Origin of the sequence: Phenylobacterium sp., from assembly GCF_036264965.1 — a bacterium.
Lineage (GTDB): Bacteria > Pseudomonadota > Alphaproteobacteria > Caulobacterales > Caulobacteraceae > Phenylobacterium.
The window spans coordinates 1-12,651 of record NZ_DATAPY010000061.1 but is presented as its reverse complement, the minus strand read 5'-3'; the positions used below and the strand labels follow the sequence as shown (position 1 = coordinate 12,651).

11 protein-coding genes are annotated in these 12,651 nt (G+C 69.5%); 9 read left to right on the top strand and 2 right to left on the bottom strand.

Going from position 1 to position 12,651, the window contains the following annotated elements; translation table 11 throughout:
* Window positions 1-103: 103 nt before the first annotated feature.
* A complete protein-coding gene (locus VHS75_RS08545) occupies window positions 104-973 on the top strand; it encodes a 2-keto-4-pentenoate hydratase (protein WP_329638187.1) in 870 nt (289 codons plus the stop codon).
* Window positions 948-2,222 (top strand): MFS transporter, encoded by a 1,275-nt coding sequence (locus VHS75_RS08540; protein WP_329638186.1) that lies wholly within the window; start codon window positions 948-950, stop codon window positions 2,220-2,222. Before VHS75_RS08545 ends, VHS75_RS08540 begins: the two co-directional genes overlap by 26 nt.
* Here VHS75_RS08540 and VHS75_RS08535 read toward each other — a convergent pair.
* Window positions 2,219-3,280, bottom strand: coding sequence for a LacI family DNA-binding transcriptional regulator (locus VHS75_RS08535; RefSeq protein ID WP_329638185.1), 1,062 nt, complete (start codon window positions 3,278-3,280; stop codon window positions 2,219-2,221). The genes VHS75_RS08540 and VHS75_RS08535 overlap by 4 nt on opposite strands.
* A 120-nt stretch (window positions 3,281-3,400) precedes the next feature.
* Between VHS75_RS08535 and VHS75_RS08530 the strand changes: the two genes are divergently transcribed.
* The 6 genes from VHS75_RS08530 to VHS75_RS08505 all read left to right on the top strand — a co-directional run bounded on the left by VHS75_RS08530 (window position 3,401) and on the right by VHS75_RS08505 (window position 8,935).
* The gene (locus VHS75_RS08530) at window positions 3,401-4,828 is read left to right on the top strand and encodes a mannitol dehydrogenase family protein (RefSeq protein WP_329638184.1); all 1,428 of its coding nucleotides are present in this window, start codon (window positions 3,401-3,403) and stop codon (window positions 4,826-4,828) included.
* 147 nt (window positions 4,829-4,975) lie between these two features.
* Window positions 4,976-5,338 carry a GntR family transcriptional regulator gene (locus VHS75_RS08525; protein WP_329638183.1) on the top strand — a complete coding sequence of 121 codons (363 nt, stop codon included), beginning with the start codon at window positions 4,976-4,978 and terminating at the stop codon, window positions 5,336-5,338.
* A gap of 4 nt (window positions 5,339-5,342) precedes the next feature.
* A complete protein-coding gene (locus VHS75_RS08520) occupies window positions 5,343-6,206 on the top strand; it encodes an ABC transporter ATP-binding protein (protein WP_329638182.1) in 864 nt (287 codons plus the stop codon).
* The gene (locus VHS75_RS08515; protein WP_329638181.1) at window positions 6,203-7,114 is read left to right on the top strand and encodes a hypothetical protein; all 912 of its coding nucleotides are present in this window, start codon (window positions 6,203-6,205) and stop codon (window positions 7,112-7,114) included. Before VHS75_RS08520 ends, VHS75_RS08515 begins: the two co-directional genes overlap by 4 nt.
* A gap of 43 nt (window positions 7,115-7,157) precedes the next feature.
* Window positions 7,158-7,916, top strand: a complete 759-nt coding sequence (locus tag VHS75_RS08510; RefSeq protein ID WP_329638180.1) for a hypothetical protein — start codon at window positions 7,158-7,160, stop codon at window positions 7,914-7,916.
* Window positions 7,913-8,935: a hypothetical protein gene (locus tag VHS75_RS08505; RefSeq protein ID WP_329638179.1), complete on the top strand. Its 1,023-nt coding sequence runs from the start codon at window positions 7,913-7,915 to the stop codon at window positions 8,933-8,935. Before VHS75_RS08510 ends, VHS75_RS08505 begins: the two co-directional genes overlap by 4 nt.
* Here the strand turns inward: VHS75_RS08505 and VHS75_RS08500 are convergent, their stop codons facing one another.
* Window positions 8,936-9,412, bottom strand: a complete 477-nt coding sequence (locus VHS75_RS08500; RefSeq protein WP_329638178.1) for an FKBP-type peptidyl-prolyl cis-trans isomerase — start codon at window positions 9,410-9,412, stop codon at window positions 8,936-8,938.
* A 508-nt stretch (window positions 9,413-9,920) separates the two neighbouring features.
* Between VHS75_RS08500 and VHS75_RS08495 the strand changes: the two genes are divergently transcribed.
* On the top strand, window positions 9,921-12,518 hold the full coding sequence (locus tag VHS75_RS08495) for an MMPL family transporter (RefSeq protein WP_329638177.1): 2,598 nt from the start codon (window positions 9,921-9,923) through the stop codon (window positions 12,516-12,518).
* Window positions 12,519-12,651 lie beyond the last annotated feature (133 nt).

The following is a 12,651-nucleotide window of genomic DNA, read 5'->3' as shown; positions in this document are numbered from 1 at the left end:
ACACCGGTTACCTAATCGCCCAATGTCGACCTATCGTGACCTCCAAAGCGCTCCAGACCAAGACCGGAAAGATGGCTTGCGCCCGCGCCGCGGCGGGGGCGCAGTGAGCGAAGCCGCGCCGAAGTCCGCGGCCGCCCTCGCGCCGTTGGAGGTGGCCCGTCGGTTCGTGGACGCCCGCCGCGCGGCCCGCGCCCTGCCCGATTTTCCCGGCGCGATTCCAGCCGACATGGCCGCCGGCTACCGGATCCAGGAGGCCGCCATCGGCCTGATGGCCGACCCGATCGCCGGCTGGAAAGTGGGCCGCATCCCGACCGAACTGCAGGCCTCGCTCGCCGCTGAGCGGGTAATGGGTCCGGTCTTCGCCGCCAATATCGTCCAGGCCGGGCTTGAGCCGACGCCGGTCTTCGCCATTCCCGGCGGGTTCGCCGCGGTAGAAGCGGAATACATCTATCGGATGGGCGAGGACGCGCCGGCCGGCAAGACCGACTGGACCCCAGAGGCGGCCATGGCGCTCGTCGAGGAGGAGTTGGTGGGCGTCGAATTCGCCGGCAGCCCGCTGGCCAGCATCAACATCCTGGGTCCCCGGGTGGTGGCCGCGGACTTCGGCAACAACGCCGGGCTGATCCTCGGCCGCGCCATCCCCGACTGGCGAACCCGCACCGACGACTGGCCGGCCTGCGCGGCCTATGTCGACGGCAAGCTGGTGGGCCGCGGCGCTCCCTCGTCGCTGCCGGGAGGCCCGGCGGCCTCCCTCGCCTTCCTTATGAACGTCGTCGCCGCGCGCGGACGGCCGCTGAGGCGCGGCCAACTGGTGACCACCGGCGCGGCCAGCGGCATCCACGATATCGAGGCCGGACAAACGGCCCGCATCACCTTCGGCGACCTGGACGAGATCCGCTGCATCGCGCATCCAGCTGTCCCAGCCGAGGGCCAGGGAGGATCCCACGATGGCCGACGCGACGCTTCCGGCTAGGGCCGCCGTCGTCGGCCGCTACCGCTGGGTGATCGTCGGCCTGCTGCTGACGGCGATGATCATCAACTACGTCGACCGCCAGACCATCGGCTTCCTGAAGGGCGACCTCTCCAAGGAATTCGGCTGGAGCGAGGGCGACTACGCCAACCTGATCTTCTGGTTCCAGGGCGCCTACGCCGTCTCCTACCTCGCCTTCGGCCGGGTGGTGGACAGGATCGGCGCGCGCTGGGGGTTCGGCCTGGCCTTCCTGGTCTGGCAGATCGCCCACATGTCCAACGCTTTCGCCCGCTCCATGGGCGGTTTCATCGGCGCGCGCCTGGCGCTGGGCATCGGCGAAGGCGGGGCCTTCCCCGGCGGCCTGAAGGCCATGGCCGAGTGGTTCCCGAAGAGCGAGCGGGCCTTCGCCACCGGCCTCTTCAACGCCGGCACCAACATCGGCGCCATCGTCACCCCGCTGATCATCCCGGCCATCGTCTTGGCCTGGGGCTGGCAGGCGGCCTTCATCGTCACGGGACTGGGCGGCCTCGTCTGGCTGCCGATCTGGCTTCTGGTCTACCGCACGCCACGCCAGGCCAGGAACCTGTCGCCGGCCGAGCTCGCCCACATCGAGGGCGACCCGGCCGATCCGGTGGAGGCGGTCTCCTGGTTCCACCTACTCCGGATCCGCGAGACCTGGGCCTATGCGGCGGCCAAGTTCCTGATCGACCCGATCTGGTGGATGTTCCTCTTCTGGCTGCCCGACTTCATGGCCAAGCGTCACGGCCTGGACCTGAAGACCTTCGGGCCGCCCATCGTGGCAATCTACCTGGTCTCCGACGTGGGCAGCGTGGCCGGCGGGTGGCTGTCCTCGCGGTTCATCGCCGCCGGCTGGACCATCAATCGGGCGCGCAAGACCACCATGCTGGTCTGCGCGGTCCTGGCCATGCCGGTGGCCTTCGCGGCCTTCGCGGACAACCTCTGGCTGGCGGTGGCGATCATCGGGGTGGCGACCGCCGCGCACCAGGGCTTCTCGGCCAACCTCTACACCCTGCCCGGCGACGTCTTCCCCAGGTCCGCAGTGGGCTCCGTCGCGGGCATCGGCGGGATGATCGGGGCGATCGGCGGCATGGTCATGTCGAAGTACGCGGGCTACGTGCTCGACAAGCTCGGGACCTACACGCCGATCTTCGTGGTCGCCGCCTCGGCCTATATCCTGGCGCTGGGCGCCATCCACCTGCTCTCGCCGAAGCTGGAGCCGGTGAAGCTCTAAGTCGCCACCGGCCCCGTCGACTCCCGCACCACCAGGGCCGGCAGGCGATCCTGTTCGGCGCGGCCCTCGGCCTCGCGGCCCATCAGCCGCTCCACCGCCAGCCGGCCGATCTCGCGGGTCGGCGTGCGGATCGTGGTCAGGCTCGGCCACAGCCGCCGCGCGATTTCGAAATCGTCGAAGCCCACTACCGACAGGTCGCCCGGCACCGCCACGCCCATCTGCCGCGCGGCCTGCAGCACGCCGGCCGCCATCTCGTCGTTGCCGGCGAAGATCGCGGTGGGCCGGGGCTTAAGCTTCAGCAACGCCGCCGCGCACTCGATCCCGGATTCGAAGGTGTAGGCGCCCTCCTGGCTGTAGCCGGCCTCCAGCTTCAGGCCGCGCGCCGCCAGCCCGACCTCGAAGCCCTCGCGCCGCTCGCGTGACGAGCGGAAGCTCGGCGGGCCGGAGATGAAAGCCAAACGTCGATGGCCCAGATCGGCCAGGTGATGCGCCGCCGCCTCGCCGCCCAGCCGGTCGCGGGTCTCGATCATGTGCGCCGGCGCATCCAGAGAGACCGAGGCTACCCGGACATATTCGCAACCGATCTCGCCCATCAGCGCCGCCACCCGCTCGTCCTCCGAGACCGAGGGCGTCAGCACCACCCCGAACAGCTTCTGCCGCTCGATGAAGCCGCGCAGGTCGGACAGGAACGTCGGGCTGACGCGATTGCACGGATGCACCACCAGCTCGAACCCCGAGCCCTTCATGCCGTCCAGCAGGCCCAGCTGCATGTTCACGACGTACTGCGGGTTGGGGTTGTCATAGACCAGGCCGATCAGGAACGAGCGGCGGAAGGCCAGGCCGCGAGCCTGCGGGTCGGGCGCATAGCCGTGCTCGGCGATCACCGCCTGGATGCGCTCGCGGGTTTCCTTCTGGACGTTGGGGCTGGCGTTGATGACGCGGCTGACAGTCTTCTTGGAGACCCCGGCCAGGCGGGCGATGTCGTTGATCGTGGGCCGGCGGCGCGGGCCCTCGCCCGCTCCCGGCTCCTCGGTCTCCGGCGCCTCGCGCTCCGCCATGCCAATTCCGTCCCCTGCCGTCGGATGCCGCTTCATAGCCTCCGCATCGCAGCAGGGTATAGGCTGAAAGCGTGACACCGGTTACCATTTGTCGATGCCGCAAGCCTTAGTCATCACCCTTTGAGCCGCCTGTCCGACGCGACCCTGGTCTCGCTCCCGTCTGCGGTGATCCGCCCGGCCTATGACCGTGGGGCGACCCGCATCGGCGTGGTCCACTTCGGCCCCGGCGCCTTCCATCGCGCCCACCAGGCCTTCTATCTGGACCGGATGCTGACCCGCGATCCGGGCCTCGCGATCTGCGCCGTCTCCCTGCACAGCGACGCGGTCCGCGCCGCTCTCGAACCGCAGGACGGCCTCTACAGCCTGATCGAGCGCGAGGCGGAGCCGCAGGTCCGCATCATTGGGGCGATCCGCCAAATCCTGACCGCGCCGCGCGATCCTGGCGCCGTCTTCGCCCGCCTCGTCGATCCAGCCCTGCGCCTGGTCACCGCGACGGTGACGGAGAAGGGTTATTGCCTGACCCCAGCCGGCGACCTCGACGCCGACCACCCCGACATCCGCCACGACCTCGCGAGCCCGGACGCGCCGCGGAGCTTCATCGGCTGGCTGACCGAGGGCCTGCGCCGCCGCCATGCCGCCGGCGCACCGGGGATCGCGGCGCTGAGTTGTGACAACCTCTCCGGCAACGGCGCGCGCCTGCGCCGGGCCGTGCTGCAGTTCGCGCAAGCCCGTGGCGACGCCGACCTGGTCCGCTGGATCGAGCGCGAGATCACCTTCCCCGACACCATGGTCGACTCCATTACGCCGGCCACGGATGACGCCCTGCGCGCCGAGGTGGCCCGGCGCCTGGGCCTCACCGACGCCTGGCCGATCCAGCGCGAGCGGTTCGCGCAGTGGGTCGTCGGCGAAGGCCTGAGCGCCAAAGACGCCGCCATCTTCGCCGAGGCTGGCGTGACCCTCGCCGCCGACGTGGCCGCCTTCGAGCGCGCCAAGCTGCGCCTCCTGAACGGCGCCCATTCGACCCTGGCCTACGTCGGCCTCGCCCGCGGCCATGCGACAGTCGCAGAGGCCATGGCCGACCCAACCCTCGCCGCCTTCGTCGAGGCGATGATGCGCGAGGACATCGCCGCCAGTCTCAAGCCCGCCGCCGGCCTCGACGTCCCCGCCTACATCGGCCAGATTCTCGCCCGCTTCCGCAACCCGGCCATCGTCCACCGCCTGTCGCAGATCGCCTGGGACGGCTCGCAGAAGCTGCCGGTCCGCCTGTTGGAGACCCTGGCCGAGGCGCGCGCCGCCGGCCGACCCATCGCCCGCCTGGCGGTCGGAGTCGCCGCCTGGATGGTCTTCGTCCGCACCCAGGCCCGCGCCCGTGTTGCGATCGTCGATCCGCTGGCCGACCGCCTGACCGCCATCGGCCTGGGCTGCACCGGCGACCCCACCGCCGACATCGGCCGCTTCCTGCAGCTCGACGCGGTTTTCCCTCGCGCACTGGCCGCCGACGGCGCGGTCCGCGCGGCCCTCGCCACCGCCTACGCCAGCCCGCTCTGATCGGCCCGGATTCGCGGCGCCGCAGATTCCGCTTGCCTAACTTTGGTGTTCTATCTAACTATAGCACCATAGCAGGTTGAAGCGGTCATGGTGGCCGTGGTCCGGTTCGCCGGACGCGGCCCCGCAGGGGGCCCTTCGAGACGGACAATGGACCCAGATTGGAATGACAGTCAGCCGATCTACCGCCAGATCCGGGAACGGGTTGTGGCGATGATCCTCGATGGCCTCCTCAAGGACGGCGACGCCCTGCCATCGGTCCGCAACGTGGCGACCGAGAGCCGGGTCAATCCGCTCACCGTGCTCAAGGCCTACCAGGGTCTCGAAGCCGACAGCCTGGTGGAGAAGCGCCGGGGCCTCGGCATGTTCGTCGCGCCGGGCGCCCGCGGCCAGCTGCTCAGGGCCGAACGGGCGAAATTCCTGATCGACCGCTGGCCGGAAATTCATGCCACCATCCAGCGCCTCGGCCTGGCTGACGAGCTGCTTGGCGTGACCAAGCGCGGGAAGGACTGAGGCCATGGCCAGCATCGACGCCCGCGGCCTGCGCAAGGCCTACGGTTCGACCGTCGCCCTCGATGGCGTCGACCTCCGGGTCGAGGAAGGCCGCATCCTGGGCCTGATCGGCCCCAACGGCGCCGGCAAGAGCACCGCGCTGCAGGCCATGCTTGGCCTGATCCCCTATGAGGGCCGGCTCAAGGTGCTGGAACGCGATCCCTGGACCGAACGCGACGCCCTGATGGCCGAGGTCTGCTTCATCGCCGACGTGGCGATCCTGCCCCGCTGGATGAAGGTCCGCGATGCGGTCGACTACGTGGCCGGCGTCCATCCGCGCTTCGACCGCGCCAAGGCCGAAGCCTTCCTGGCGCGCACAACCATCAAGCTGACCAGCAAGGTGCGTGAGCTTTCCAAGGGCATGGTGGCTCAGCTGCACCTGGCCCTGGTCATGGCCATCGACGCCAAGCTGCTGATCCTCGACGAGCCGACACTGGGCCTCGACCTGCTCTATCGCAAGTCGTTCTACGACAGCCTGCTCAACGACTATTTCGACCACACCCGCACTATCGTGGTCTCCACCCACCAGGTGGAGGAGATCCAGCACATCCTCACCGACGTGGTGTTCATCGACCGCGGGCGCATCGCACTGAACGTCAGCATGGAAGACTTCGAGTCCCGCTACTGCGAGGTCATGGTCGGCCCCGACCACCTCGACGCGGCCCGGGCCCTGAAGCCGATCCAGGAGCGCCAGCTCTTCGGTCGGTCCATCCTGTTGTTCGACAACGCCGACCGCACCCGCCTCGCCGCCCTCGGCGAGGTCCGCACCCCCAGCCTCGCCGACCTGTTCGTCGCCATGATGGGCGCAACCCAGGGAGCCGCCAAATGACCGACGCCGCCTTACAAACCCCGTCCAGGGTCCGGCCGCTCTACTGGTCGGTGCGCCGCGAGCTCTGGGAGAGCCGCTCGGTCTACATCGTCCCGGCGCTGGCCGCCGTCGTCGTGTGGTGCGGCTACCTGCTCAGTGCGATCGGCATGCCGGCACGCCGCATCGCGACGCTGAAGCTCGATCCCGTCCATCAGTCGATGGTCATGGGCCAGCCCTTCGTCGCCGCCCACGCGGCCATCACGCTGGCCGTGATGATCGTGGCGGCCTTCTACTGCCTGGGCGCCCTCTTCAACGAGCGTCGAGACCGCAGCATCCTGTTCTGGAAATCCCTGCCGGTCTCCGACCTCAAGACCGTGCTCTCCAAGGCGGCGATTCCGATGGCCGTCCTGCCGGTGGTCGGCGTCATCGTGACCGTAGTGGCCCAGGCGGTCATCCTGCTGCTCTCGACCCTGATCCTGGTCGCCGCCGGCGTCAGCGCCGCGACGCCCTGGACGCCCGGCTTCGTCGCCGGCGAGGGCGTGGTGCTGCTCTACGCGTGGGTCACGCTCAGCCTTTGGCTGGCCCCGGTCTATGGCTGGCTGCTGCTGGTTTCCGTCTGGGCCAAGCGCGCGCCCTTCCTCTGGGCGGTGCTGCCGGTGCTGGCTCTCTGCCTGATCGAGAAGCTGGCCTTCAACTCGGCCCACCTGGCGCACCTGGTCGGCGACCGGATTATCGGCAGCTACGACGCGGCGTTCGTCACCGCCTCGGCCGCGGAGCTCAAGGCCCGCGGCGGCATGCCGGCGCTTGGCCTCGACACGCTCGATCCGGGGAAGTTCGTCACCAGCCCCGGCCTCTGGCTCGGCCTGATCGTCTTCGCCGCCATGCTCGCCGCCTGCGTCTGGCTCCGACGACGGCGCGAGCCGATCTGACGCCCTAAAGGCTTCCGCCGCACCCTCCTGACGGAGACTTCCGATGATCATCTCCCACCTCGCTCCCGGGGCGCCCGTTGTGCTGCGCGTCATCGCGGAGGCCGTCCTGGCCCTGCACGTCAGCGGCGCCACCGTCGGCCTCGCCTCCGGCACGGTGGCCCTGGTCGCCCCCAAGGGCCGACGCCTGCACCAGGTGGCGGGCACGACCTTCTTCCTCGCCATGCTCACCATGTCGGGGGTCGCCGCGGTCACCGCGCCGCTGCTCCCCGACCAGGTCTCGGCGATGATGGGGGTCTTCGTCTTCTACCTGACCGCCACGGCCTGGTCGGCGGTCCAGAGGCCGGCGAGCCAGATCGGGCGCTTCGAGACCGGGGCCGCTCTGGTCGCCGCCGCGGTCGTGGTCGGCGACCTCGCGATCGGCGTGATCGGCGGCCAGATGCCCAAAGGCGTCATCGACGGCGAACCTTCGCAGATCGGCTATGTGTTCGGCGCGATCGCCGCCCTGGCCCTCCTCAGCGACATCCGCATGATCCGCCAGGGCGGGCTCGCCGGTCCCAAGCGGATCGCGCGGCACCTGTGGCGCATGTGTGCGGCGCTGGCCATCGCCTGGGGCTCCTTCGCCGGCCAGCCGCGGGCTCAGCCGGAAGCCCTGCGCGGCTCGCCCTGGCTGCTGACCCCGGCCCTGGTGGTCGTGGCCGCGATGATCTTCTGGCTCGTCCGTGTGCAGTGGCGAGCCCAGCGCAAATCCCCAAAGCCCAGGTCGGCGATCCCCGCCGCCCCTCTCCACGGAGTCCTCTCATGAGAATCTCTGTCCTGCTTTGCGCCGCCATCGCCACGGCCGCGGCCGCCGTCCCCGCCGAAGCCGCTCCCTCGCCGGCCCCCTACCACGCGCCCCGCAACGCCCAGGGCGAGCCGGACCTGCAGGGGCTGTGGACCAACACCGCGCTCACCTTCCTGCAGCGGCCGCCGATCTTCAAAAGCCTGATCGCCACCGACAAAGAGGCCGCGATGATGATCGCCGGCTTCAACAGCCTGGTGGGCGACCTGGTCAGCACCAAGCCGATCGACCCGAAGCTGGGTCCGCCACCGGTGGTCAAGGAAGCGCCCCAGTCCGACTACCTCGAGATGGACCTGCACCTCGCCCGGATCGACGGGCAGATGCGCTCCTCCTGGATCGTCGATCCGGCCGACGGCCGCATCCCCTTCACCGAATTGGGAAAGAAGGCCAACAAGGCCGTCGAGGACGAGACCTTCGACGATCCGGAAAGCCGGCCGCCGTCCGAACGCTGCCTGATCGCGATCGGCTCGCCCGAAGGCCCGCCGATGATGAACACCGGCTTCAACGGCAATTACCAGATCGTCCAGTCGCCCGGCTTCGTGGCCATCCACATCGAGATGAACCACGACGTGCGGATCATCCGCATGCTGGACCGGGGCCACCTGCCCGACGCCATCCATCCCTGGCTCGGCGACAGCGTCGGCTGGTGGGAGGGCGACACCCTGGTCGTCGAGACCACCAACCTCAGCCCCAGGGCGCCTGTCGAAAGCCTGGGCGGCGGCTTCGTCTTTTCGCCGAAGGGCAAGCTGACCGAGCGCTTCACGCGCACCGCCAAGGATCAGATCCTCTATGAGTTCGCCGTCGACGATCCGGTGAACTTCACCAAGGTCTGGAAGGCGCAGATGCCGATGCGGACCGCAAAGGGCCCGATCTACGAATACGCCTGCCACGAGGGCAATTACTCGCTGGCCAACGCGCTCTCCGGCGCCCGCGCCGAAGAGCGCGCAAAGCCGGCGGCGGCTACGCCTTCCGCCGCGCCCTGATCAGTCCTGCGAGAGCATGCCCAAGAGCTTGATGCGGAACACCAGCACGCTGTTGGGCGGGATCGGGCCCGAACCCTCGGCGCCGTAGCCGAGCTGCGGCGGCACATAGAGCATCCACTCGTCGCCGACGTGCATCATCGGCAAGGCCTCCATCCAGGCCGGCACCAAGTTCTCCAGCGGCATGAGCAGGGGCTTGTTGCGCGCGAACGAGGAATCGAAAACCGCGCCGGTGGTCAGCGTGCCCTCGTAGTGCACCTTGATGATGTCGCCCGGCTTCGGCGAAGGCCCGGCCGGCCCGGACGACACAACCTTGTACTGCAGGCCATCCGCCAGGGTCTTCACCCCCGGCGCATGGGCGTTGTTGGCCATGAAGGCCGCGGCCGTGGGTTGGGCGCCCGCGGCCGGCGGCGACGCAGGCTGAGCCAGGGCGGCGCTGCTCGCGAACACAAGGGCGGCGGCGATCAGAAGATGTCTCATGCAATGTCCCGGTGAGAGGTGGGCCGCACCCATACACTCTGCCGCCCGCGTCCCGCCAGCCGGCGCGGCGGCTCAATCGTTCGGCCGGGAAGCCGGGGATTGCGCCGACGGCGCTGGCTGAGAGGAAGGCCCCGGCTGCGCGGTCGAGGGCGTCGCCGTGGGCGGTGAGGCCACCGGCGGCCCGGCTCTCGCCGGAGGCGCGCGTTCACCCGGCTCCAGATAGAGCGAACTCTTCTTGCTACAAGCACTTGTCATCGCACACGCCACAACAACAAGCGCGATCAGGCCCGCGCGCATAGTCGCCCCTCGGAAGTCCCGTCTACGTTCCATGTAGTGCGGTTCGCCCGACGGGGAAGTGGCCCAGCCTCGAAAACGCTGATCGGCGCCAAGCGCCTTGTGAAATCCGGCGGCGGTGGCGCGGCTTGGCCAGAGGCCATGTCCGGGTTCGAGGTTTGACTTGTTCCAAGTCAGCCGGGATAGGGTCTAGGCCCACGGCGCGAGGCTCCCGATGACGGCGACTCCCATCCGCTCGGCGGTCAAGCTCGGCTCCGGCCACCCCTGGCTCACCTTGTCGGTGGTCGCGGCGCTTTCGGCGGCGGCCCTGTGGTTCGTCGTCGGGCATTTCAGCATGACCAGCGACACAGCTGCGCTCATCTCCGGCAAGGTCCCCTGGCGGCAGCATGAGATCGCCATGGACAAGGCGTTCCCGCAGAACACCGACAGCACCGTCGTGGTCATCGATGGCGCCACGCCAGAACTCGCCGAGTCGGCGGCGGCGGTCCTGACGGCGAAGCTGGCGGCCGAGACCCAACTGTTCGGCAGCGTGCGGCGCCCGGACGGCGGACCGTTCTTCGCCCGGGAGGGGCTGCTCTTCCTGCCGACGCCGCAGGTGCGCGCGACCACCGACCAGCTGGTCTCCGCCCAGCCCTTCCTCGGCCCCATGGCGGCAGACCCCAGCCTGCGAGGCGTGATGACCGCCATCTCGACGCTGGCCGATGGCGTCGCCCACGGCCAGACCTCGTTCGCCGCCGTCGACAAGCCGATCGGCGCCCTCGCCGACGCCCTCCAGACCGTCGCGGCGGGCAAGCCCGCCTTCTTCTCCTGGCAGGCCATGGTGGCCGGCGGCGGTGGTGGCCTGCAGGCGCCCACCCGGCGGTTCATCATCGCCCGGCCGAAGCTCGACTACGGCGCCTTGATGCCCGGCGTCGATTCCAGCGACGCGATCCGTGCAGCCGCCAAGAGCCTGGCGCTTGATGGCGCTCACGGGGTGCGCGTGCGGCTGACCGGCGCGGTGCCGCTTTCGGATGAGGAGTTCGGCTCGCTCGCCGACCGCGCCTGGCTGGTGAGCGGATCCATGCTCCTGGCCGTGCTGGTGATGCTGTGGCTGGCGGTGAAGTCGGTCCGGCTGGTCGTCGCCATCCTGACGACGACGCTGGTCGGTCTCCTGCTCACCACGGCCATGGGCCTGGTGACCGTGGGGCGCTTCAACCTGATCTCCGTGGCCTTCATTCCCCTATTCGTGGGGCTGGGCGTCGACTTCGGAATCCAGTTCAGTGTGCGGTTCCGGGCGGAGCGATTGATCACCCAGGACCTTCGCGCGGCCTTGACCGCCGCCGGCGCGGGGATCGGCGGCTCCCTGACCTTGGCCGCCCTGGCGATCACGCTCGGCTTCCTGGGCTTCCTGCCCACCCAGTACGTAGGCGTCTCCGAACTGGGCATCATCGCCGGCGTCGGCATGGTGATCGGCCTGTTGCTGAACCTGACCCTGCTGCCGGCGCTGATCCGGCTGTTGCGGCCGCCCGCACAGAGCGAAGCGGTGGGCTCCCCGCGGATGGCGGCCGTCGACCGGTTCCTGATCGAGCGCCGCAAGCTTGTGCTGTGGACCTTCGCGGGCTCGACCCTGGTCAGCGTCGCCCTGCTGCCCTTCGTCCGCTTCGACTTCAACCCGATGCATCTGCGCAATGTGCGCGGCGAGGCGATGTCGACACTCAATGACATCATCAAGGACCCGACCCAGACCCCGAACACCATCGACGTGCTCGCGCCGTCCCTGGCCGCTGCGGACCAACTGGCCGACCGCCTCGGGAAGCTCCCTGCGGTCGCCCAGGCGATCACCCTGTCGAGCTTCGTACCCGACGATCAGCCCGCGAAGCTGGCGGCGATCTCCGACGCCCAGCTGCTGCTGGACCCCACCCTCAATCCGTTCGAGCCGCAGCCCGCGCCCAGTGACGCCGACGTGGTGGCCTCGCTCCGGACCACGGCGGCCAAGCTGCGCGCCGCTGCGGGGACCGGTGGCGCGGGTGGGGCCGCGGACGCGCTTCGGCTGGCCGCCGCCCTCGACGCGATCGCGGCCGGACCGCCAGCCCTGCGCGCCCGCGCGACAGAGGCGCTGATCCCGCCGCTCAACACCCTGCTGGACGAACTCCGCGCCCTCCTGACGGCGGAGCCGGTGACGCTGCAGACCCTGCCGATGGATATGATGCGCGACTGGGTGACGCCCGACGGCCGGGCCCGCGTCCAGGTCTCGCCCAAGGGCGACTCCAACGACAACAGCGTTCTGAAAGCCTTCTCGAAGGCCGTCCGCGCCATCGCCCCCGACGCCTCAGGCCCGCCGATTTCGATCCAGGAGGCGGGCAAGACAGTCAGCTGGGCCTTCATCGAGGCGGGCCTGCTCTCGCTCGTGGCGATCACGGCCTTGTTGTTGCTCGTCCTGCGCAGCCTGCGGGAAGTGGCCTTCACCCTGGCGCCCATCGTGCTGGCGGGTTTCCTCACCCTGGGAACCTGCGTGCTGATCGGCCAGCCGATCAACTTCGCCAATGTCATCGCCTTCCCCCTGCTGTTCGGGGTGGGCGTGGCCTTCCACATCTACTTCGTCATGGCCTGGCGGGCGGGAACCACGAACCTGCTGCAATCGAGTCTGGCGCGCGGGGTGTTCTTCAGCGCGCTCACCACCGGGACGGCGTTCGGCAGCCTGATGCTCTCCAGCCACCCGGGCACGGCCAGCATGGGCAAGATCCTGATGATCTCGCTGATCTGGACCCTGGTGGCGGCGCTGATCTTCGAGCCGGCGCTGCTGGGGCCGCCACCGGAGGAACCAAAGGCCTAGTACTACTGCGTCATAAATGACCCCGTTGCCGTCCCTCCATGGGCCGCGCGCAGCAAGGACATCGCTGCAGGGTCTGACTGAGAGCGAAGGTCAAGCGACGCCTAATGGTGGCGATCGAGTTGGGCACGTGGCG